At 38.8% G+C, this 24,980-nt stretch carries 15 protein-coding genes; 12 read left to right on the top strand and 3 right to left on the bottom strand.

What is annotated here, in order from left to right; translation table 11 throughout:
* Positions 1 to 54 precede the first annotated feature (54 nt).
* The 8 genes from EAX61_RS12255 (at position 55) to EAX61_RS16480 (ending at position 12,786) form a co-directional block, all read left to right on the top strand.
* The gene (locus EAX61_RS12255; RefSeq protein ID WP_121917993.1) at positions 55 to 3,972 is read left to right on the top strand and encodes a M4 family metallopeptidase; all 3,918 of its coding nucleotides are present in this window, start codon (positions 55 to 57) and stop codon (positions 3,970 to 3,972) included.
* Between the two features lie 141 nt (positions 3,973 to 4,113).
* The gene (locus tag EAX61_RS12250; RefSeq protein WP_121917992.1) at positions 4,114 to 5,802 is read left to right on the top strand and encodes a hypothetical protein; all 1,689 of its coding nucleotides are present in this window, start codon (positions 4,114 to 4,116) and stop codon (positions 5,800 to 5,802) included.
* A gap of 14 nt (positions 5,803 to 5,816) precedes the next feature.
* Complete coding sequence (locus EAX61_RS12245) at positions 5,817 to 6,254, top strand: hypothetical protein (protein WP_121917991.1); 438 nt, start codon at positions 5,817 to 5,819, stop codon at positions 6,252 to 6,254.
* Between the two features lie 2 nt (positions 6,255 to 6,256).
* On the top strand, positions 6,257 to 7,033 hold the full coding sequence (locus tag EAX61_RS12240) for a hypothetical protein (protein ID WP_121917990.1): 777 nt from the start codon (positions 6,257 to 6,259) through the stop codon (positions 7,031 to 7,033).
* A gap of 153 nt (positions 7,034 to 7,186) precedes the next feature.
* The gene (locus EAX61_RS12235) at positions 7,187 to 7,645 is read left to right on the top strand and encodes a hypothetical protein (RefSeq protein ID WP_121917989.1); all 459 of its coding nucleotides are present in this window, start codon (positions 7,187 to 7,189) and stop codon (positions 7,643 to 7,645) included.
* A 110-nt stretch (positions 7,646 to 7,755) separates the two neighbouring features.
* Complete coding sequence (locus tag EAX61_RS12230) at positions 7,756 to 8,865, top strand: TlpA disulfide reductase family protein (protein WP_121917988.1); 1,110 nt, start codon at positions 7,756 to 7,758, stop codon at positions 8,863 to 8,865.
* Positions 8,866 to 9,019: 154 nt separating this feature from the next.
* Positions 9,020 to 12,559 (top strand): T9SS type A sorting domain-containing protein, encoded by a 3,540-nt coding sequence (locus tag EAX61_RS12225; protein ID WP_121917987.1) that lies wholly within the window; start codon positions 9,020 to 9,022, stop codon positions 12,557 to 12,559.
* Between the two features lie 68 nt (positions 12,560 to 12,627).
* The gene (locus EAX61_RS16480; protein ID WP_161555228.1) at positions 12,628 to 12,786 is read left to right on the top strand and encodes a hypothetical protein; all 159 of its coding nucleotides are present in this window, start codon (positions 12,628 to 12,630) and stop codon (positions 12,784 to 12,786) included.
* A gap of 134 nt (positions 12,787 to 12,920) precedes the next feature.
* On the opposite strand, the gene EAX61_RS12220 is transcribed toward EAX61_RS16480, so the two are convergent.
* From EAX61_RS12220 to EAX61_RS12210, 3 genes are all read right to left on the bottom strand, one after another.
* Positions 12,921 to 14,081: a glycoside hydrolase family 5 protein gene (locus tag EAX61_RS12220; protein ID WP_121917986.1), complete on the bottom strand. Its 1,161-nt coding sequence runs from the start codon at positions 14,079 to 14,081 to the stop codon at positions 12,921 to 12,923.
* A 223-nt stretch (positions 14,082 to 14,304) separates the two neighbouring features.
* Positions 14,305 to 15,648, bottom strand: coding sequence for a sensor histidine kinase (locus EAX61_RS12215; protein ID WP_121917985.1), 1,344 nt, complete (start codon positions 15,646 to 15,648; stop codon positions 14,305 to 14,307).
* Positions 15,638 to 16,981: a sigma-54-dependent transcriptional regulator gene (locus EAX61_RS12210; RefSeq protein ID WP_121917984.1), complete on the bottom strand. Its 1,344-nt coding sequence runs from the start codon at positions 16,979 to 16,981 to the stop codon at positions 15,638 to 15,640. Before EAX61_RS12210 ends, EAX61_RS12215 begins: the two co-directional genes overlap by 11 nt.
* 217 nt (positions 16,982 to 17,198) lie before the next feature.
* On the opposite strand from EAX61_RS12210, the gene EAX61_RS12205 reads away from it, so the two are divergent.
* The 4 genes from EAX61_RS12205 (at position 17,199) to EAX61_RS12190 (ending at position 24,845) form a co-directional block, all read left to right on the top strand.
* A complete protein-coding gene (locus tag EAX61_RS12205; RefSeq protein ID WP_121917983.1) occupies positions 17,199 to 18,449 on the top strand; it encodes an efflux RND transporter periplasmic adaptor subunit in 1,251 nt (416 codons plus the stop codon).
* A 363-nt stretch (positions 18,450 to 18,812) separates the two neighbouring features.
* Complete coding sequence (locus EAX61_RS12200) at positions 18,813 to 19,514, top strand: ABC transporter ATP-binding protein (RefSeq protein WP_121917982.1); 702 nt, start codon at positions 18,813 to 18,815, stop codon at positions 19,512 to 19,514.
* A 327-nt stretch (positions 19,515 to 19,841) separates the two neighbouring features.
* Positions 19,842 to 22,274: an ABC transporter permease gene (locus EAX61_RS12195; RefSeq protein ID WP_121917981.1), complete on the top strand. Its 2,433-nt coding sequence runs from the start codon at positions 19,842 to 19,844 to the stop codon at positions 22,272 to 22,274.
* A gap of 171 nt (positions 22,275 to 22,445) precedes the next feature.
* Complete coding sequence (locus EAX61_RS12190) at positions 22,446 to 24,845, top strand: ABC transporter permease (protein WP_121917980.1); 2,400 nt, start codon at positions 22,446 to 22,448, stop codon at positions 24,843 to 24,845.
* The last annotated feature ends 135 nt before the right edge of the window (positions 24,846 to 24,980 follow it).

The following is a 24,980-nucleotide window of genomic DNA, read 5'->3' as shown; positions in this document are numbered from 1 at the left end:
AAGGCACCACCTTACAGACTAATTTTAACATCGTATTAACTATCAATTCTAAATATGATGAAAAATTATTTAAAATCCTTTACGCTATTATTTGCACTACTCATATACAGTAGCACACTATATAGTCAGGAAGTAAACAAGTCAAGTTCAGTAATTCATCTGGATGGAAAGACGATTTTTAACTCGACAGATAGTAAGGGAGCGCTGCTAAGTCTAACAAAAACCAAAGGGGATAAATTCAAATTTATTAAGAAATCTGAGTCCACAGATGAACTAGGTTTTAAAATTGAAAAATATAGCAGTTCTTATAATGGGATTCCTATCGCTTTTTCTACTACGACAGTCATAAGTAAGGATGGTGTGATTAAGAAAGTAATAAATGACCTTCCTGATATGAACGTCTATAATACCGACCAAAACTTTATTGCAAAAACAACAGCATTCCTTAAAGCAAAGGATGCTTTTCCTTCTGAAAATTATGCCTGGGAAGACAGCGAGCAGTCCAAGAAAATGGGATATACAAAGCCAGAGGGTACACTTACTATTCTTCCTAAACTTGCTGGAATAAGTGATCAATCTCGTGCTGTATACGCGTTTGATATGATGAGTTTGAAACCCGTAAATAGAGAGGTGGTTTACATAGATGCTGTTACTGGAGATTTTGTTTTTAGCAAAGCATTAATCTACCATCAGGACACGCCAGCTCAAGGTCAGAGTGTTTATAATGGCCTTGTGCAGTTTACAGCAAGAGAATATATTCCAGGAAATTATGAATTGCGTAATACGTCTTTAGGAGCAGAAATCGAAACCAAAGATGCTCAAGGCTCTCTTGCTTTTAATGCGGCTCCTGTGACCAGTACAAGTACCGTGTTTAATAATCAGAGTGCTGTGCAAGCGCATTTTGGGATGGAGTCTGCGTATAACTATTTTAAGAACGAGCACAACCGAAACTCCTTTGATGGCAATGGAACAAAAATTAGAAGCACAGTAAATACTGCAGATTTTGGCTATGTAAACAATGCTTTTTGGTACCAAGATCAGATATATTTTACGAGAACTTCGGGTACGTCAAATCCGCTGAGCCATCTTGAGGTCGCGGGGCACGAGCTTAGTCACGGTGTTGTTCAGTATTCGGCAAGTTTAATTTATAGTAATGAGTCGGGACAACTCAACGAGAGCTTTGCAGATATTTTTGGGTTTATGTCTAAGTATAAGGCTATAAATGTAAAAGACTGGGAAATTGGACGAGGCCTCGATCCTGCTAAACCTACGGAGGGTTTTAGAAATATGGAAAACCCAAATATTCATTTTGACCCTAAATTTTATCACGGCACCCATTGGACAGATGATCCATTTAATTTAGATAATGGCGGTGTTCACACAAATAGCGGTGTCCAGAATCATTGGTTTTATTTAATTACTGAAGGTCAGTCTGGTACAAACGAAGTTGGAAATACTTATAATATTACGGGAATAGGTCCAGATAAAGCCGCAGCTATTGCTTACAGAAATCTAACCGTTTACCTCTCGCCCAGCTCACAATATCACGACTCGAGAGTGGGAAGTATTGAGGCTGCTCGTGATTTATATGGGATAGGAAGTCCAGAGGAAATTGCCGTAACAGATGCGTGGCATACAGTAGGAGTGGGGCCAGCTTATGGACAGACTTCAATTACTTGTGGCCCTGCAGATGTTATTTTTGAAATAGATATTGACGGTAATCCACAGGATATAATGCTATACGTAATTGATCAAAATGGTGGACTTGTTGTAGGCGCTGGTCCTGGAAGTTTTGAAAACGAAGTACCAGGGACTACCTATGTGAGTCAACCTCTCGCACTACCATCTTTGGGATCTTATAAAATACATATTTACGATTTAGATGGTGACGGTCTAACAACCGGGGGTTATTCTGGTGGGTTTAGAATGAAGGATTTGAATGGTAATATTTTAATGGAGCTAAATAACTTCGACTTTTCCAAAGGAGCAGAATATTGCGTGGGCAATGCGGGAACTAGAGTTTTTGATTTTGAACAGCCCGTAGGACCTAGCTATTTTAACTTAACAAGTGTTTCAGACACTACTGCAGATTTTGAATGGGGAACGTATACAGATAACGTAGCTGTTGTCGCTTCTTATTTATATTTAAATAAGCAGATACAGCCTTACTATGCTGGAAACACAGGAACTATTACAGGACTTCTGCCTTGTACAACCTACACGGTGGTGGCTTTTGCTACAGATCCTGATAACAATGTGTCCTCGCCAGGCGGTAAAATCACTTTTACAACTACTGGTGCTTCTTGTGACAGTCAGGCTCCCTCTATACCTATAAATCTGGTAGCAAACAATGTGGCTGAGCAAAGTCTAGACTTAAGCTGGGATGCCTCTGTTGATAATGTTGGGGTAGCAGGATATAAAGTATTTCAGGACGGAGTTCAAATTGCCGATGTATCTTCAAACGCGGCTACGGTTACTGGACTTATAACAGGAACTGCTTATGGGTTTGAAGTGCTGGCCTATGATGGCGCTGGTAATGAGTCTGCAAAAAGTGCTGTGCTCAACATTACTACTGCTGCCAGTTCTTGTGCGCAGTCCTTACAATTAGAAATGACCTTTGGAACTAATCCAGAGTTTTTACAATGGATAATAAAGGACGCAAACTATGTGGTCGTGAAAGCTAGTGCAAATGGTCAATATTATAATCAAACGCCAGGAAGTTCGCTTACAGAAAACATTGATATATCAACATTACCTGATGGTGATTACAACTTCATTTTTGTGGATTTCGGTTCAAATGGAACTTCTTACGAATTAAAAGATGGTAATAATGTATTGACTTCTGGAAGTAATATAATTTACGGGCAGACAGATCAAATATGCTTGAGAGTTTCAAATGGTGATACTCTAGATTTAATCCCGCCATCTACGATTACAGATCTTTCACTAGTGAGTAATACGGCTACAGAGGCTACCTTAAGCTGGACACCAGCAACAGATAATGAAGGGATATTTTCTCAACTTTTATTAGTAAATGGTAGCGTGTGGGCAAATATTTGGCAAGCAGGAACAAACCAATATACCATAGGCAATTTAACGCCAGGGATCACTTATAATTTTGAAATTTTAACTTGGGATGTAGGCGGTAACTTTTCGGGGGAAAGTAATACCGTTACCGCTACTACCCAAGGTGCAATGACAAGTGTGACATTAAACCAAGGTTATTTTGAGACCAGTTGGGACGGATGGATAGATGGAGGCTGGGATGCTCACAGAAGAACAGACGCGAGATCCTTAGAAGGGAATAGGAGTATAAGACTAAGAGATAATTCTGGGCAAAACTCTAGTATGATATCACCTACGTTTGACTTAACTGCTTACGATTATATGAATTTTGAATTTCTCGTTCACGTTTTCAGTTTTGAAGGTCAAGAAAATTTCTTCTTAGAATTCAATAATGGATCTGGATGGCAAGTTGTTTCTAACTTCGTAAATAATGTTGAGATATTTAACAACGGCGATTTCCAGATGAATGCAACGATAAGAAACAGCGATTTTGCATTTTCTCAAAACTCTAGATTGAGATTGCGTTGTGATGCAAGTGGAAATGGAGATCAGATTTTTGTCGATGCCACGCTTATTGAAGGGATTACTGGAGGAAACTTACCTTCCACCTCTGGAACTGTTGTAACTACGTTAGGGGCAAATTCAATTAAAGAATCAAACGATGTAATAGAATATGATGAAATCATTGTATATCCTAACCCAGTTCAAAATACATTTGAGTTAAAGGGTCTTACAGAGGAAGATTTTATTCAAATCTCTGTATATGATATGAAAGGAAGTCTAGTAAAGACTTTTAATGATTATGATCAGTCCTATGATATATCAACTTTACAAGCCGGAGTTTATATTGTACGATGCACAATGATCGATGGTGAGGAGACTAATCAAAGATTAATTAAGAAATAGTAAAAGTACTTTTTAAGTAGTTAGTGTTTTGGAAGTAAGAGGGGTTACCTATTTGGGTAGCCCTTTTTACGTTACCTACCTGTTTTGGGTAGTATTCTATGAGATTATTGTCGCTAGTTTTAGTTCTTAATACACTATACAATGAAATCAAAATATCACCTACCATTTATTTTAATTTTTTGTTTTTCGCTTACAGATCCCAGTCTAAGAGCCCAGCAAGCAAACCCTTGCGTCGGTGGTTCTGGTTCTGTTACTGTGGGATCAGAAAGTCGTGCGGCTACTTCTTTTAAAAATCTAAATAAACAATTAGACCTAGCAGAAAAAGCAAAGGAGCAAGGGGAATTGCTTAAAATGGAAAATAATTTAAAGAATGCTAGACGCTATATGGACTTTGTTATAAAAAAAGAGCCAGAAGCAGACTTATCTGTTCCTTGTGATAGATTGAACAAACTTAACGAAGCGAGTCAGGCATTAAGTGCAAATAAGGCAGATTTTGCAAAAGCAAATTACAATTTTACATTCTTTATTGATAATTACCAGAATTTTGCAGGAGGTACTTTTGAAAATGAGCGCTTTGCAGAGCAGAACAACGTTTTTGATGAGGTGTTGTCATTTGATAGAGCGGCGATGATGAAACAAATGTCAGAAGCACAAGCGGCTGGGAAACTAGACGGACAAGGTAAGCAGCTTAAGAGTAAACTAGAGAATCTAGATGAAACCTTGAACTTATATCAGATCCCAACAAATCTTTACACACTACTTGACCAAGTAAACACGATGGATGGTGTTAAAAAGAGTAAGATGTCAAAAAGAGTTCTCAAGGTCGTAAGAGGATTTGCCGCGATAGGAGGAGATAATCCTACCTTAAATGATATAAAAAATGCCGCCGAAAGACAACTCGAAGCAGCCGAAGAAGAACTTGCTTCTATATATACGGGAGACTTCCACAAAGAACACGTAAATGAGATTGTCTTTACAAAAGTGCCGTATAAAGCAGGCAATGAAGCATCAGTAGAAATTAATCCAGTATTTGAGCCTGGTGATGCGATATATGGTACCATCTACTTTGGCGCTACAATAATGGATGCCGTAGGAGATCCCAACACATTGAGTGCATCAGGAAAACCTATGGGAACTGGAGGCGAGTTTACGGTAAGGGATGCTGCCGGCCTAACGCTAGACCGTTATTTTACAGATGATGATTCTGGAAAGAATACGACAATGCTCATTTTTCCAGGTTGGGACGCATCTGCCACAACCTATCAATTTATCGTTGTCCCAAATCTAACAACAGACCTAAAACAAGAGGCCAAATATAAAAATATCACACCATTGCAAATGGCTCGTGGTTTATCTAAAGAATCTCCAAGGAAAAAGAAATGGAATGCACAGGTGGCATTAGTCACCGCAAAAACAGGAGCAGTCTTATACAAAGGTTCTTTTGAGGTAGATTTATCAAAAGGTGAGGGTCCTGAATATTATCAAAAAGTTGAGGTGAAGCAGGAAGAAGTGTTTATCGCGGCAAACAACTTACCTAGAGCCGTCACCAGAAATGCTGGTCTCGAAGCACAGTTACTCAGTATTATGAATAATCAAGGGTTCAAAGAAAAATTTACCCGCACTATAATAACAAGAGACTGGAAGGTCATACAGCGACCACTAGAAAAATACAGGGAACTTTATGCAGCTTTTCCCTACAAAACGCCAGAGGGAAAATGTGGGTATCTAGAGTTTGTGTTCAGATCTGACTATGTGGGGGGCTGGTCTAAACCACAAAAAAGCGGTGGTCGCATTATGAAAGAACGAGTGACCTGCGATAAGGTGAACTAATCTAATATAGAATTATGATAAACTTAAAGAAAATCATCGGACAAGGATTTGAAGCTAGAGATAAGGGTCTGGAGTTAATAGGAAGCACAATTCAGAAAGCAGCAGAGAGTGTTGGTCTTGGTATAGATGATTCTGGACTCGTGAGAAAACTCCCGGTAGATATTGCTAATGATCCTGCTTTAAATAAGGAATTCTTAACTGTTTTTGAGAAAAATTACCCCACCATAAAGGGAGCAAAAATTGTTATTAACGGTAGCAAAGATTGGATAAGAGAATACCAATTTAATAGACTAATAGAACGCAATAGGATTGCCGCAGCAATATTTGAGGAAGATGGTGCCCACTACTCGCAATGGTTCACATTTACACAAAACTGGGCAGATGATGGTTGGGGGGATACACTAATAAAAATAGCGCATAGTAAATCCAAAATAGATCCAACAATATTATAATTATGGCAACGACGATCTTTGAAGATAAATTAAGCGAGTATATAGGAATTGCTCAAAAAGCCTCTCACGGCCTCTATATTTCGAATGGAGTATATCATCAAAATTTAGAAAATGTTGAAATTAATTATTTCATAGAGGCAGTTCTCACAGCCCAAAAAATGTTTGATGTTGCATTGGATAATCAATCTAAGCTTATAACAATTGAAGGCAGTAAGATGGAACAAAAAGCATTTTGGAATGGTCTAAAAAGACAAAAAGATCGGTTTGACGGTATAACTAAGGTCGAGCTTGATCTGAAATCAAATAAAAACAATGTGGCAGAGATTATAGCCGAATATAAAAACAATAACCAACAAGTAATTGTTCAACTAGGGAAAGCAATTGCTTATAATCTAGTCGATTTACCAGTTGTATTCTTTGCTATTGTGGGAGATACCAAAAAGCAAGCTGATTTTAGAGCATTAGCTCTAGAACTAAAACGTGTTTGTCTCGCCAGCCCAGAGGACATTGATGTAGAAAAATTATTGGCTGCGCAAAGAAATATTGCCTCAGAAGAGGAAATATTATCGTGGTTTACATTAAAAGCGAATCAAACCTTAAAACAGAAAGCGCAAGCAGAACTTGCACGCAACGAAGAAAAAAATCGTATCGCATCAGAAAAGCAGAGAGCTATAGACGAGGCAAACGATCAAGTCAGACAGGCAGAGATAGAAGCAAAAAAGGCACAAAAAGATGCTTTAAGGCTTATGGAAGAAATGAAGAAGAAATATGGTTTGTAAGTTCTTGCAATCTATAAGCATTATAGATTATAGGAGTAAATTATTTTGTTTAAATGTCTAAAAATGAGACATTTGTTTTCAACCACCCATTTCGGGTAGTACAAATACTTTAATTATTGGAGACATTGTAAGTGAATTTAAAACCACATTCCAATGAAAAAATCACTCACAATTTTAACTGGTATTCTATTTTGCATCCTTTTAAATACTCAAGATGCAAACGCACAATTTGGGCTCAAGAAGTTAAAAAATGACGCAGTAAAAGGGCTCAAAAGCGATGTTAAGAAAAAGAAAGATTCTATCCAGCGACAACTTGTCCTAGGACTTCTAGAAAAAACAACCTCTTTTTGTAAGAATGAGGGGTCAGAAAAAGTGGTAATTACTTCTCAAAGTGTTGCTTATCCAGCTTACACAGATTTGAGAAAAGAACTTGATGCTTTAGAAACTAATTTACTTTCAGATGGTTTCAATAAATCGATGGTCAAGCGTATAAAGAAGATAGGGGAGCACAGTGCTGCGGTATTTCTAAAGGAGCCTAATGCAGATCTTAGTACGGAGTGCACACGACTAAGTAGGATTCAGGAATCTTTTTTGAGTTCCTTAAAACTGTAGGAAATGGATATAGGGGTAAGTACGCTTTCGCGAAAGCGTAAGAATACCACATCACCATTATTACAATATTTTAAGTGCACTCAATCCAAAAAAGAGTATAAGACCATTTTATGAAATTGTCAATTGTCATCTCATTATTATTCTTATTGTCGTCTTGTGTAAATGAAAAAAATGATCAAGTGTTCAAAGTTTATGGACAGCTCAAAGATATCAAAGATGAGTCTACAGTACTACTTATGATGCATAATGAGGTTATGGACTCTAGTCTAGTGCAAGACGGAAATTTTGAATTTCAAGGTGTGATCGAGCAACCTACATCGGCAATTTTACTCATAAAAGGGACTGCAAATTACAAGTCACTTTGGTTAGAGCCGAGAGAAATTAGAATTTCTGGAAATAGTGATCAGTTAAAATTGGCAACAATAACTGGGTCCAAACTCAACGCGCAATCATCGATTTTAAAAAATAGACTTAAAAAAGAGAAAGACATTTATTATGCTACCAGCGATAAGATTGTCGAGCTAGAAAGTCTATCACTTTATACATCGCGACGGGAGGAGATAAAAAGGCTTAAGAAAAAGATGGAGCTTAAAAAATTTAAGATAGATAGTATAACAGCTGCCTTTATCGCCGAGTTTCCTAACAGTCCTATAAGCCTTAATAATCTGAATGTATACAAATTCAGTTTTGGAAAAGAAATGACAGCGGCGCTTTACGACTTAATGAATGAAAACTCAAAGGCAACCGAAAAGGGGAAGCTTATTCAGGAATTTATAGCAAAGTCTCTAAAACCAGAAGTAGGTGATCCATATGTAGACTTTGCGCAACCTGATGCTGCAGGTGAGATTGTAAAAATTTCAGATGTTTCAGGGGATACATATACTTTAATTGAGTTTTGGGCCTCGTGGTGTGCGCCTTGTATTAAGGCAAATCCAGATTTAATAGCGCTTTACAATTCCTATAATAAGAGTGGTTTTGAAATCATAGGGATTTCCCACGATGCGAGTAAGGAGGCTTGGATTAATGCGATTAACCGCCAGCAATTACCGTGGACAAATCTTAGCGAGCTTAAAGGCGAAGAGAATAATGGCGCCGCCATATATGAGGTAAATATTATTCCAGATAATGTCTTGATTAATAGTGAAGGGATAATAGTTGCGAGATGTATAAAGTCAGATTCTTTACAAGCCATTTTAGAGACAAATCTGGGAGCTAAATAATTAAAAAAGCAAATTGAAAGTTTTTTTTCGCTTAAAGCGAAAATCTAATCGTCCCGAAAACAAAAATCTATAGGAAAAAAATACAAACCTACCTTTTTAGGGTGGGACGATGAATCATTTTCTGATAGATATTTGAGAAATTAAAATTCTGACTATGAGGCCATTCTACGTATTAATCGCTTTTTTGCTTTTTGTAACTTCTGTCGAGGCACAGACGGTACAATTTAACGATCCTGTTTTTGAAGCGTACTGTTTAAATAATTTTGACAGTAATCAGGACGGGGTAATTCAGGTAAGTGAGGTGAGTCAGATGACCACTTTAGTGGTAATGAATGAAAATATTTCTGATCTCCAGGGTATTGAGCATTTTAGTGCACTTACAAGATTGAATGCAGGTGGCAACAAACTCACTTCGTTAGATTTGTCATTAAATTCTAATCTCAAAATAGTCCGAGTAAATACTCCGGTGGCTAATTTTGGGTTGACATCTATTATTCTTCCATTGAATAGTGTTTTAGAGATTCTATCGCTCAATGATAATAATTTAGTAAACTTGAATTTAAGTCAGCAATCTCAGTTGCAAAAACTTTTTGTTAATAATAACCAGCTCATTTCATTAGATGTTCAGAATAATTTATTATTGAATCAGTTAGAAGTTGGTAATAATTCTATTTCGAATATAGATGTCTCAAAAAATGTTTTACTAGGCACTTTACTATTGGAGAATAATCTTTTATCAACTATTGATGTTTCGAACAATGTAGATTTAACAAGATTACAACTTCAGGGTAATAACTTAAGCAGCGTGGATCTTACTAACAATGACGAGCTTCGAGTTTTAAACCTCTCTTCTAATTCTATTTCAAGCATCGCTTTACAGGATAAATTAGAGCTGCAATTTTTACAACTTAGAAATACGAACATAACAAATCTTAACCTCCTTAATAATAAGAAAATAATAAATGTAAGTGTTTCAGGGAGTTCTAATCTGGAAGTTATGGAGCTGGCTCCCGATAATATGGATGGGGCAAGTATAACTGCTCAACACTGCAAGTTAGAAAATATTAATTGGCAATTTAATAATACTCCTAATCCATACACTATTGGTATTAGTGGTGGACAGACCAAAGATCTTAAGCTTTCTGGTAATATAATGTGGCTAGTAGCTAGTGGTAGTCAAATAGAAACAGTCGATCTCAATAATCTTACGGGAGTTCAATACGTGAACCTTTCGAATAATAGCCTCAAAGAGCTTGATTTTTCAAACGTCACGTTGATGCCTGGAGGAGCAGTGTTCAATATAATTAATAACGATCTTGAAAATATAACTGCAAACAATCTTAATGCAATATCCTTTGATGCTCGAGGTAATCCTAATGCTTGTATCTCTGTAGATAGTCCAGTAGATGCTCAAAATCAAACAAACGGATATTCTGGCTGGAAAAAAGATAGTTCTGCTACATATACTTGGAAGTGCCGCACCTACATCCCAGACGATGCCTTTGAGCAATGGGTAATAAATAACACCCCAGAAAATGGACCCATAGACGACTGGGTAGAAACAAGCAATCTTACCTCAATAACGAATTATAGTGCTTTCTTTAGCCAAGTGCAAGATTATACAGGGATAGAAGATTTTATAAATCTAGAGACGTTCTCTCTGTCTTATAGTCCTGTCCAGTCACTCGATCTCTCTGGAAACGAAAACCTCAAAAATCTTACTTTAACAAACGCTAGTCAGATAACATCTTTTCTTCCCCCGGCCTATGCAAATTCCAGTCTTGAAAATGTTCAGATAAGCTTTACTAATTTGACAAATATAGATTTTGACGGATACAATCATCTGCAAGAGCTCAAGCTTAATGATAATGCACAATTGACCACCGTTGCAGTCGAGAATAATACATCCCTAGAATATCTTTTATTAGAGGATTCACCTAATTTGAGCTTACAAATGGGAAACAACCCTATGGTTGAAAGATTCACGGGACAAAATATAGGTCTGTCAGATTTAGACGCGACCTTGCTCCCTAAACTTAAAGAGCTCAGATTGAGAGGCAATAATATTGATAGGCTTAACTTAAGCAATAATGCTCATCTTAATTTAGTTCAAGTTGAGGACAATACATTAGAAGTTGTTTCTGTAAAAAACGGGAACAATTCCCAGCTTACGTATCTTGCGTTAACAGGCTGTCCTAATTTAGTGTGCATTAACGTAGATGACCCACAGCAAGCCTCTAGTGGGCAGTCGCTCCCATATTCTAACTGGCAAAAAGATGCTACAGCGACATATTCAAACCAATGTCTTACGTATGTTCCAGATGATGCCTTTGAACAATGGATAATATCAAACACTCCAGAAAATGGCGTAGTAGATGATTGGGTTTACACTTCAAACATAGAAAATATTGTTACTTTAAACTTAAATAATACAGCCATACAAGATTTTACAGGATTAGAAGATTTCTCGAGTCTTGAGAACTTTAAAGTGAAGAATGCAGTTAATCTTTCTAGTTTAGATTTAAAGGATTTATATGATCTCAAAAAAGTAACTGTCCTAAGTTGCCTCAATCTTACTACATTAAAACTCCCTAAGGCCGTTAGTTCAAGTTTAGAGGAGATATTTCTTGCAGACTTACCTATTACTGAACTTAAATTAAAGGGGTATAATCAGTTAGAAAATATTAAGCTCAAGAAGCTCACTGCGCTTACGAGCCTCAAAATCAAGAATAACCCTGTCTTGAATTATATTACAGCAAAGAATGCTACATTTTCAAATCCAATACTTGACAATAATCCAGAGGTAAGAAGTCTTAGTCTTATAAAAATGGGCTTAACAAGTCTGGATACAAGTGCGTTGCTAGAACTTGAAGAATTAAATATTCACAATAATAGCCTTATAGATTTGGATGTTTCTTCTAACGTAAAATTAGCTTCACTTACGTGTACAAAAAATGAGTTGAAAGTCCTTAACGCGAAAAATGGCAATAATGCTAATTTTACAGCTATGGACGCCTCCAACAATGCAGATCTTTTCTGTGTCCAGGTAGATAATCCTAATAATGCTTCCCTATATCAAAACTGGCAACTTGATTCACAAACCTCAATAGATGATAATTGCAGTCCATATATTGAGATGCAAGGAGATCAGGATATATGCGATAAAACGTGTATAAATCTTAATGACTATATCGTATATCAAGAGAGTTTCTGCCCCACAGCGAGTATAACTTTTTATGACATCAGTAATCCTCAAAATCCAACATTAGTTATAAACCCAGAGTTTCAGATCACACAATCCTCAACATTTCAAGTTGTGCTGGACGACTCTTGCAATAATGGTCAATTAGCATCAGATGAAATTACATTAACCGTAATTAATACTCCGCAATGCATAAATAATCCACCTGTGCCTTGTAGTGGGAATGCTACTGCTTCCTTTTCTCAAGACTTAGAAGAGCACACCTTCTTGTATCCTAATCCAAATAATGGAAAGTTTACTCTTGAAAGTACCCTAGATTTTGGGGTGGATTACCGTATTCAAAATCAATTTGGGACCATAATCAGCGAAGGGAAATTGAAGAAAATTGATAACGCATTTATTGATCTATCGTCTAAGAGAGCAGGTGTTTATTTTCTAACTATAATAGCACCTAACCAAGAGCAAATCGTTAAGAAGATCATTAAACGGTAAGCTTAAGTTTATTTATTATCCAGGTAGAAGGGTGGCATTTATTTTTGTCACTCTTCTTAAATACATTTATGAAACTAGTTAAGATTTTTTCTGTACTTACATTGATATTTTGGTTTCTAGCATTCCTGTTTAAGGAGCCATTAGTTCAAACAGCACAAATTACTACAGCGGTACTTGTCCTTGCTATTGTTATGAGGGTCTTTAATATAAAACGACTGGATAAGTGATTTTGCCGCTACCTCAAAATTTTATTCTGTCGCGCAATAAACATATTAAGGGGGCTTTAGCTTTCGCTAAAGCACAAAAAAGTGAAGCCCATCAAGAGCTTGATGGGCTTCACTTTTTCTATAAACAAAAATAATTAATTCGCTGCCTCAATAATAGTCTCTGCAAGTGTCGGGAAATGCCATTGAAGATTTGCACGATTTAAAATTCTAAAGTTACCTCCGTCGTCCCAAACAATAGGCAGTAAGCCGCGTTCTAAACTTTTTTCTACATAAAACTGGAAGTAGTCTTCTCTGACGTTCAGATTGTTTCTATCTCTAGCTCCCCATTCTCCTAAAATAACAGGACGCTGCTCTTGAATAATCCATTTATCACGGATATAGTCAAATTCTGCTTCGAGAGCTGCTTTTTCTTCGTCAGTTCCCCAAGTCGATACACCTCCTTCTTCTCCCGTAAATTGCCAAGGAAAATAAGTGTGCAGAGAGATAATCACTCTTTCGTCATTATTAGGTATTACAAGACCATCCATAGCCACAGGTAATGTGCTTGCGGCGTACGTGCTTATCATTATGTGTCTGTTTGCATTGTTACCGCCCGTTGCACGGATGGCATCGAGAGCCGTTTTGTGATACTCGTTTAATACCGCTCTGCCTTCTTCGGTTCCTCCTGTCCATTCTTCTGGAGAATTGAGAAGTCTATTCTCATTAAGCGTTTCAAAAATAAGCTTGTCCCCGTAGGTTTTAAATCTATTTGCTACTTGGGTCCACAGACTTCCCAGACGAGCCTTAACAGCTGTAGCATCTGTCTGCGTTGGTCTTATCCAGCTATTGTCGTGGTGCACATCTATAATAACGTGCATTCCTTTGCTTATTCCATAATTTACAGTCTTTTGTACGGTAGTCAGGTAGCTATTTTCGATTGTAAATGGAGCTGTAGATTGCATATTGTAACTCCAAGTAATTGGGATCCGTAATGTTCTGAATCCCATCGCATACACCCTATCAATAATAGCCTGTGATGGTAGCGGATTTCCCCAAGCGGTCTTATCTCTACTCTCCACATCTAAGCTGTTTCCTAGGTTCCAGCCCACACCCATTTCTTCAACTAAAGCAGAAGATGAAATATCTCTAATTGTACCCGCAATAGACAGATCTGTATCTACTGGAGGATTTTCTTCCTGTTGCTCCTCCTGTCCTACTGTTTCGACTTCAGAGCTATCATCTTTTGTGCAACCTAATGTCACGAGGCTAAACAAGAATATCAGAGTATATTTTAATAGGGTACTTGTAGTTTTCATACTTAAATTTTTTATAAATATAAAGAAAGTCTGTTTTGGTACTGTTTTATTTACGTTTAGAACTTACATTCAGATCGCATATATGATAGAAAATGCCGCATTACGCTTTCGCGAAAGCGCAAGTCCAAGTCCAAGCATAACAATATCTTAATTAAATAGTCACATTGCAGAGAATTGCTACTTAAAAATAATTGAATCAACATGCTATTGTATCGTAATGTGCTTAAAAAAGTAAAGTAATCTCAGTACCTACTTCTTCTTGACTATTTATCGCAATCTTGCCTTGGTGTAATGTCATAATCTGCTTGCAAAGGCTTAAGCCGATACCGCTTCCCGTGGCTTTTGTGGTAAAAAACGGAATGAAAATACTCTCTTGAACCTCTTCTGGGATCCCTTTTCCATTATCTCTAACAGAAATTTGAGGTGCGCCCTTGGTATTTGTTTTGGCAGTAATTGTAATCTGAGCCTTTTGTATTGCAGACGTTGCGTCTATGGCGTTCAGAATAAGGTTTATAAGAACTTGTTCGATAAGATGAGTATCTATCTGGAGTGCTAAATTCTGATTCTCACAATGAAATGCTATCTCGATTTCCTTTTCCATAATGGTGGGGCGCATAAGGTCTTCTATATTTTGGAAAAGTTCGACTGCCAGTATGGAGGTACGGTGAACTTTAGTAACCTTATTGAGACTTCTGTAGGTTTTGGCAAATTTCATCAGACCTTGACTTCGCTTTTGGATACTAGAAATGCCCGCGTAAAGGTCTTCTAGCTCCAGCGTATGCTCTTCAGGAGCTTCTTGCACATCCTTTATGTGTCCTTGTAGTGTTTCTGCAAGAGAAGAAATAGGAGCAATACTATTCATAATTTCGTGCGTCATTACACTAAGTAGCTTCTTCCATGCCTCGCTCTCATTTTTATTTAGAGTTTCATCTATGTTCTGAACAACAACAAGTTTAAAAGATTCTTCTTCTATTTCAAAAACCGTATCGGAGATTAGTGCTTTTATACTTTCTTGGTTTACTTTAAGAATGACAGATGCTGCAGTAGGGTGATAGGTTTCAAACAACTCATCATATAACTCTGGTTTTCGACTTTCGACAAAATGTACATTCTTAAAGGATGGGAAATCCATAATTTTAAGAAAAGAGTCATTTGACCAAAGTACCTCCCCAGTTTCTAGATTGTAGGCTATAATCCCTACGTCTACCATTTCGAGAATCTTATGGAGATAGACAAACTGCGCCTGGCGTTCATTATTTATAGATTTTATAGTTTTATTTACGAGGTTAAAACCTTTATGTAATTGTCTGACATCTTGTGTGCCGTGCTTCTCAGAAAACCATCTTGAAAAATCTCGGTACTTTACAGATTCAAAAAAATCATCCATCGCAACGAAGCGTTTCATTACAAACTGTATGAGATTAAATACTAAAATGATGGATATTAAACCACCTGTAATGAGGATATAAAGTTCCCCCTTGACAATCCCAAAAGCTAATGCAACCATTCCTAGAAGCAGTAAAGCAATTCTTAGCAATAGGGAGATGACATAGCTTCTATAAATCATATTTATTTAGTCTACGGTAGAGTGCCGTTCGAGTGAGTCCTAACTCCTTTGCGCTTTTTGAAATATTACCATTGTTCTTTTCGATAACATTGAGAATAGTAAGTTTCTCTACTTCTTCCAGGTTTGTGTGCTCTGGAATGGAAGTAGTTTGAGATTTTTCAATAGAAGAAAAAACGATGTCAGAACCTTCTAGAACTGTATCTTCTGCCATGATAACAACACGCTCAAGAGCGTATTGTAATTCACGTACATTACCAGGGAAGGAATGACTCTTTAATTTAGAAATAAAACTCGGCGATAGTTTTAATGGTGCTTTCCCATATTTTAGAGCATACATCTCTATAAAATAATGAGCTAGTAATGTAATATCTGTCCCACGATTTCTTAAAGGTGGTATGGTAATATCGACTGTATTGATGCGATAAATAAGGTCTTTGCGAAAGGTGTTTTCATCTGCCAAGTCGCTCAAGTTGAGGTTGGTTGCACAAATAAGTCTGATATCTATAGGAATAGGAACATTTGATCCCAATGGTATCACTGTTCTATTTTGTAATACGCTTAAAAGTCGCGCTTGCTGGCGCAAAGTTATATTTCCTATTTCATCTAGGAATAAGGTGCCGCCGTTTGCACTTTCAAAACGCCCTTTTCTATCCTCGCGCGCATCTGTAAATGCTCCTTTTTTATAACCAAAAAGTTCGCTCTCAAAAAGCGATTCCGTAAGTGCGCCTACATCTACTTTTACAAAAGGTTTGTCCTTACGCAATGAGTTATCGTGTATTGCTTGAGCGATAAGTTCTTTACCCGTGCCGTTTTCACCCAGTACAAGAATGTTTGCATCGGTAGGGGCAACTTTTTTTAATTTGACAAAAACATCCTGCATCGGAGCACTTTCTCCTATGATTTTAGTTTCTGAGTCTAGCTGTAAATTGTGTTTTGACGTTCCTGTCTTTTTATTCAGGATTTCGCTTATTGTGTCTAAGAGTTTGTCATTTTTCCAAGGCTTAACAAGGAAGTCCGAAGCACCTTCTTTAAGAGACCGTATGGCAAGGTCAATATCTGCATAGGCTGTAATCAAAATCACGGCGATGTCTGGATTATACTTCTTAATCTTATTTAGCCAGAAAATTCCCTCATTACCTGTGTTCACAAGCCCATTAAAATTCATGTCTAGGACAACGACATCGTACTTTTGCTTTTCCAGAAGTCCTATAATAGCATTAGGATTCTTGTTTGTGACAACTTCTTTTGCCTTTGACTTAAGCAATAGTCGCAACGCCACGAGCACATCTTCGTCGTCATCTATAACTAATATGTTTGCGTTTTTAAGCAGCATTGTTACAATATTACAAATTTAGGATACGCTTTCGCGAAAGCGTAATCAGAAATTTTACTATCCCCCAAAACTGTATCGCCATCGCACAGCATGTGTATCAAAACCGAACACTTTAAATCGTCAAAATATATGTAAAATACTGTAAAACAGATGTTTAGTTTTTTGGCACGTTCTTCCTAATAGACCTAGCAGAATTAAACGACAGAATAGAACTGAAATGGATATACCAATAGAAAAGAAACGATTTGACGCTAAAAAGATAGGCTATATTATAGGAGGACTTGCCATCCTAGCGCTGATCATATTTGTTTTGATTTCAAGCACAGGAAACTCAAAGCTGAATGTCGAAAAAGAGCGCATTAGTATAGCAAATGCTACGCAAGGCGTTTTTCAAGAAAACATACCTGTAAACGGAATTGTCCTTCCTATCACCACCATTTACCTAGATGCACTGGAGGGCGGCCGTGTAGAAGAAAAATTTGTGGAGGACGGTGCGATAATGAAAAAAGGAGACCCTATTCTAAGACTGTCTAATACAGATTTGGAACTTAGCTTGGTAAACCAAGAAACGCAGGTGTATAATCTCCTAACACAGATGCAAATCTCTCAGAACGCGGCACGTCAAAATACTATTAATCGTGTGAATCAATTTACAGACGTAGAGAACAGTCTCATCGAAGCAAAGCGTGTGTACGATTTAAATAAGAAACTTTACGACAAGGACGCTGTAGCCCGCCAGGACCTTATACAAGCAGAAAATAATTATAACTACCAAAAAGAACGTATGGCACTGAGCAAGCAAATTCTCGCTCAGGATTCCATCGCCGTAAAAATAGAAAGCGGACAAGCGCAAAATTCTTACGCCCGTACGCAGAACGCCCTAGAATTAATGCGTCGTAAGGTTGCAGACCTTGTCGTAAGAGCCCCAGTAGATGGCCAACTAACTTCACTGGATGCAGAAATAGGGCAATCCAAAAACAAAGGTGAACGCCTCGGACAAATAGACGTACTCAGCGGTTTCAAAGTAAGAGCCGATATCGACGAGCACTACATCTCTAGAATTTACACAGGGCAGAAGGGAAGTTTTAACTACAATGGTGAGCGTTACACTTTAGAAATCAAAAAAGTATACACCCAAGTCACAAACGGAAGATTCCAAGTAGATATGGTCTTCGAAAAAGTAGCCGAAGGCATCCGCCGTGGGCAGACCTTACAGATACGTCTCGCACTCAGCGATGAAAAACAAGCCTTACTCATCCCAAAAGGAGGATTCTTCCAAAAAACAGGAGGTAACTGGATTTTTAAAGTAAGCGAAGACGGAAACACCGCCTACCGAGTGGACATCACTCTAGGCTCACAAAATACAGAATATTACGAAGTACTATCAGGGCTAGAGCCTGGAGATAAAGTTATCACGAGCAGTTATGATAATTATGGAGATGTGCAGGAATTAGTTTTGAAGGAATAGTTATGAGTTCAGAGTTATGAGTGGGATGACATAAATCTTGGCGATGAAACAAATGAATGAACACGTTCGACCTGCGAGGTGTCACCCGAGGCACGAGGGTCTCCTTGTAGGTCTGAATGGAAAGACAAATTTTCTCACAACAGTGTCCCTCTTTGAAGAGGGAGTCAGGGAGATGTTCGCAACAGTTAGAAGTCGATAAGAATTAAAATAAAAGACCAATCAAAGGTGGTTGAGTGATCCCGATAGCAATCGGGATAGTATCGAAACCTCCGGAATGAAATGAGTAGATAAAATAATAATAAGAAAACCCCTTGACTGGATAAGATTTCCGCCTTCGCGGAAATGACAATTAATTACTGAATTATGATAAAAATAACAAACCTAGAAAAGTACTACGCTACGGAAGAAGTCAAAACTGTAGCGCTCAACAAGCTCTCGTTTAACGTACAAGAAGGAGAATTTGTAGCCATTATGGGGCCATCAGGTTGCGGGAAATCTACGCTCTTGAACATCCTCGGTTTGCTGGACGACCCAGATGGTGGCAGCTTCCTCTTTAATGGGACAGAAGTCGCGGGCTACAACGAGCGCAAACGCGCCGAACTCAGAAAGCACAACATCGGTTTCGTATTCCAGAGCTTTAACCTTATCGACGAGCTTACAGTGTATGAAAATGTGGAGCTACCGCTTATTTACACAAAAGTGCCTGCCAGCGAGCGCAAGGCAAGAGTAGAAGAAGTCCTTGAGAAAATGCAGATTATGCATCGCCGTAAGCACTTCCCACAGCAACTATCTGGAGGACAGCAACAGCGTGTCGCCGTCGCCAGAGCCGTGGTAAACAACCCAAAAATCATCCTAGCCGATGAGCCCACAGGTAACCTGGACAGTAGCAACGGTAACGAAGTGATGGATTTGCTCACAGAGCTCAATGACGCGGGAACTACCATCATAATGGTAACCCACAGCGAGCACGACGCAAAATACAGCCACCGCATCATCCGCATGTTGGATGGTCAGAAAGTGACAGAAAACGTGCTTTCGGAGTATAAGAAGGCAACAGTGGTTTGATTACGCTTTCGCGAAAGCGTGATTAAATTAGCACTAGGGTGAATAGGATATCCGCCTTCGCGGATATGAAGTGAAAACAAAAGCACCATCAAAGGTGGTTGAGTGATTCTGACGCCCCCTGAGCGAAGCCGAAGGGAAGTCAGAATTGTACCGAAACCTCCGAAACGAAAAGAATAATCAACAAACGAACAGACCTATTAAACCTAATCAGTTTAGTAAAAAGATATCCGCCTTGGTGGATATTGAATGAAACATACCGAGCCCTGAGCGCTCGCACTGAGCGAAGTCGAAGTGTAGTCGAAGGGCAACATCAAAAACCGAAGAATTATGATTAAGAATTATATCAAAATAGCATTTAGAAACCTTAAACGGCAACCGCTGTTCACGGGAATTAACGTCTTGGGACTTGCTGTCGGGATGGTGGGGAGTTTACTCATTGCCCTTTTTATAATCGATGAGTTGAGCTACAATAAAATGTTCACAGATGTAGACCAAATCTATCGTATCGACACAGATGTAAAATTTGGTGGTGCCGAAATCCAAACGGCCGAAGCTTCTGCCCCAATGGCTGGAGCGATGCAACGGGATTTTCCAGAAGTGGAGCAAACCGTTCGTTTCCGAGACCGAGGAGAGTTACTCATACGCAGTACCGAAACACAGGAGAACACTAAGGGAAGCGATGCGACGTTTGTGGACCCCAGCTTTTTTGAGTTTTTTGATATTCAACTGCTGTCGGGTAATTCGGCGACGGCTCTTAATGACGCAAATACACTCGTACTTTCTGAAACTGTCGCACAGCGCGTTTTCAATACCACAGATGTAGTAGGCAAAACGGTACTGTTGAGTAATAAGAACACCTACAAAGTCACCGGCGTTTTAAAGGACCTTCCTAAAAACTCTTTCCTCAAAGACCACGGAATCTTTATGGCGATGGACGGTTATCCTGACTCTAAAGGCGACCTCTGGGGAAGTATGAATTATTACACTTACGTGAAATTGCAACCGGGAACCAATATACAAGCGTTCGACAAAAAAGTTGCTGGGATGCTAGAAACCTATATGCTCCCGTGGGCCAAAAAAATCTTCCCAGGGATGACTCCCGAAGCCTTTGAGGCTTCAGGCGATTATATAGAGTACCATACTATCCCACTTAAAGATATTTACTTGCACTCAGACCGTGAGGCCGAAATGAGCGAGACAGGAAGCATTCAGAATGTGTACATTCTAGGGGTTGTCGGTTTGTTTCTCGTGTTTTTGGCCTGTGTCAATTTTATGAATCTTTCTACCGCGCAGTCTCTCAGACGCGCCAGAGAAATAGGAATACGCAAGACGCTGGGGTCTAGTAAGGGTACGTTGATTTGGCAATTTATAAGTGAGTCGCAATTGGTCGCTCTTGTGGCGATGGTTATTGCGATAGCAGTTTCCTTTTTGGTCTTACCCCATTTTAACGAACTTGCCCAGAAGGACATCAGTGTACCTCTTGCAAATCCATTGTTTTGGGTAGTAATATTAGCGGTGACACTTTTGTTGGGATTTGTTTCTGGAAGCTACCCAGCATTTTTTATGTCTCGTTTTAATCCAGTGGATACGCTCAAGGGAGAAATTAAAGGAAACGTGGGTGGTGGTGCCATTCGTAGTGGCCTGGTCATTTTTCAATTCACCGTAGCTGTTGTTTTGATTGTAGGTACGCTAGTCGTTTTTAAACAACTCCAATTTATACAGAATAAGGATCTAGGTTTTGAAAAAGAACAGGTACTGCTTATTGACAATGTCTTTTCGGCTGGCAATCAACTGGACGCATTTAAAGCTGAGGTGGAAAAAATAGGTGCCGTAGAAAGTGCGACCATAAGTAGCCAAATGCCCACACCGTCAGACCGGTCTAATAGTACCTACTTTTTAGAAGGAAAAACAAATCAAGGGGATGCTATACAGATACAGGAGTGGTCGGTAGATTATGATTATCTAAATACAATTGGCTTAGAGTTGGTCGCAGGTAGGGATTTTGACAGAAGCATCACGACAGACGCAGAAGGGGTTATCATTAATGAAGCAAGTCTAGATATTATAGGTTTAGATGCACAAGAGGCTTTAGGTTCCAGAATCATCGAGCTGGACTCGGGTAATGAGCCTGTAAAATATACTATCGTAGGAGTGGTCAAGAATTTCCACTACGAACCATTGCGAGAAAAGATAGGAGCACTTGCACTCTTTCTAGACAAGTCCAGCGGAATGATGGCTGTCAAAATGCAATCTGAAGACTATGCCAGTACCATCGCACTCATAGAAAACCTCTGGAAGCAACAAGCACCCGGACAGCCATTTGATTACAGCTTTATGGATGAAGATTTTGAAGAAACCTATAGCCAAGACCGTCGTATCAGCACCATACTACTCATCTTTACGGGATTATCCATTTTTATTGCCTGTCTCGGGCTATTTGGATTGGCCACTTTCAATGCTCAACGACGCTTTAAGGAAATAGGCGTGCGCAAAGTCTTGGGCGCCAGCGTGAGCCAGATTACCGTCGGACTTACCCTTGACTTTCTAAAACTCGTATCGATTGCCACATTGATTGCACTGCCATTAGGTTGGTACGCGATGCACACCTGGTTGCAGGACTTCTCATACCGTACAACCATAGGATGGGAAGTTTTGGTGGGCGCGGTAGTTTTAGTCGCATTCATAGCAATTATTACCGTAAGCTATCAAAGCATTAAAGCGGCCACAGCAAATCCCGTGAAGAGTTTGAAGACGGAGTAAGCCCCTACCCCAAAAGGGAATGAATGAAATTGATTTGAGCACGCTTTCGCGAAAGCGTGTAAATAAAAAATAATAAGGAACAGAACAATTAAAAGTGGTTGAGTGATTTTTCAAAAAGCTAAAGGCTTTTTAAAAAATTGTATCGAAACCTCCAGAATGAAATAAAAAATTATGTTCAAAAACAACCTAAAAATAGCCTGGAGAAACCTTAGAAACAATAAGGTGTATTCTTTTATAAACATTTTTGGCCTTGCTTTAGGTCTCACTGTAACGATAATAATAGGTCTGTGGATTGCAGATGAGTTTGACTACGATAATCACTTTGAAAATAAACATCGCATTGCTCGAGTGATGCAACACCAAACGGTTAACGGAGAGGTTCAATCTAATGAGACCATCCCACTAGCGTTAGAATTTCAGTTGCGCGATAATTTTGGCGATGTGTTTGAGAATATTGTGATGTCGTCCCGTAATAACGGTCGGTATCTGTCTGTAGGTGACAAGGTAATATCGAGCAGAGGTCGCTTTATGCAAGAAAGTGCTACAAGCCTTTTGGAACTAGAAATGATCGAGGGAACTCGTGGTGGCTTAAAAGCTAAGAACTCCATCTTATTATCTCAAACTACAGCAAAATCATTGTTCGGAAATGACAATGCTGTAGGTAGGGTCATTGTTTCAAATAACGAGCACAGTATGGAAGTCACGGGGGTATATAAAGACATTCCCGCAAACAATAGCTTTACAGATCTTGGATTCCTAATGACTTTTGAGCATTACAAGGATGTCCGATGGAGCTGGTTAGAAAATCAGGATACAAACTGGGATTATAACTCCTTTGACCTGTTTGTAAAACTATCAGAAAATGCAGATTTAACTGCTGTAAATACGAGAATCGAGAATGTAAAAAAGGACAATGACCCTAGGGGAGATACATTTGACCCGAGGTTGTTTGTGTTCCCAATGACGGACTGGTATTTATATGGTCAATTTGAAAATGGTGTGCAGGCTGGAGGGAGAATAGATAACGTTTGGTTATTTGGTCTGATTGGTCTTTTTGTGCTTATACTGGCGAGTATTAATTTTATGAACCTCAGTACCGCTCGTTCAGAAAAGCGCGCGCTAGAAGTTGGGATTCGCAAGTCCATAGGTTCATCACGTAGCCAACTCATAAATCAATTTTTGAGCGAGTCATTTTTAGTGGTGGTGTTTGCTTATATCATTGCTATAGGATTGGTTTTATTATCTATTAACTCTTTTAATTTGCTAGCGGGTAAGACGGTGAGTTTCCCTTGGACTAATCCAGTTTTTTGGGGAGTCTCTATATTGTTTATTATACTCACAGCATTTATCTCGGGTAGTTATCCTGCATTCTATTTATCATCGTTTAAACCCATAAAAGTGCTTAAAGGAACATTTAAAATGGGTAGAAATGCTTCGCTTCCGCGAAAGGTGCTGGTCGTTACACAATTTACAGTTTCAATAGCGCTTATTATCGGGACGCTGGTTGTGAAAAACCAAATAGATTTCAGTAAAAACAGACCCGTCGGGCTCGACACAGCGCAGCTGATTCAAATACCGACCTCCAGTCAGGATTTTTCAGAAAAGTATGAAATGATGCGCAATCAGTTTTTACAATCTGGCGCTGTTTCTCAAATGGGATGGGGTACGAGTCCGAGTACTACAATATGGAATTATTCTTCTGGATTTGTGTGGGATGGGAAGCCAGCCGATTTTGACGAGAGCTTTGCACAGATGGCTATTTCTTTTGATTATATGGATGCTGTTGGGATGGAAATAGCAAAAGGCAGATTTTTTTCGCGTGACTTTGCAACAGACTCTACTTCTGTCATTCTAAACGAAACAGCCGTCGCCTATATGGGGATTGAAGATCCAGTAGGTAAGTTTATTAGGTTTAAAGATCCTGATCCTAACGATATACCAATGCAAATTGTAGGCGTAGTAAAGGATGTAGTTAATGAAAGCGCTTATGAGCCCGTTTACCCACAAATGTATCTATTTGGTCACGGGACAGGAGGCTATTATTTTGTAAGATTAAAAGAAGATAAAGCAATAGGTGAGAGCCTATCAACGATTGAAAACATATTCAAATCTAATTTTCCTGATTTGCCCTTCTCCTACGATTTTGTAGATGATGAGTATGCACAAAATTTTATTGCAGAAGAACGCATCGCCAGCCTTTCTAGTATATTCACACTCCTCGCCATTCTCATAAGTTGCTTAGGATTATTTGGTCTCGCCTCCTTTGTTGCCGAACAGCGCACCAAAGAAATAGGCGTGCGTAAAGTATTGGGCGCGACGGTTACTAACCTCTGGATACTACTTTCAAAAGACTTCGTAATTCTCGTTGGGATTGCGTTATTAATTGCAGCGCCACTCGCTTATTATTTTATGAGCGGATGGGTAGAGAAGTTCTCGTATCGAACAGATATTTCGGCGGAAATATTCTTAATTGCTGGCGCAGGTGCGTTATTGATTACGATTATAACCGTGAGTTTTCAAGCGATTAAAGCCGCGGTTGCAAATCCTGTAAAGAGTTTGAGGACGGAATAGTAATGAGCAAATGAGGTAATTAGAAGATGAGAAGATGAGAAAATTTGAGGATGAATTTTACGGTTTCGCGAAAGCGTAAAAGAAAACACCGCTAGGGTGGATGGGATATCCCCCTCCGCAGATATTAAGTGAATA

The organism is Dokdonia sinensis, from assembly GCF_003688895.1.
Classification (GTDB): domain Bacteria; phylum Bacteroidota; class Bacteroidia; order Flavobacteriales; family Flavobacteriaceae; genus Dokdonia; species Dokdonia sinensis.
Note: the sequence above shows the minus strand (reverse complement) of the source record. Positions and strands in the feature narration are given on the sequence as shown.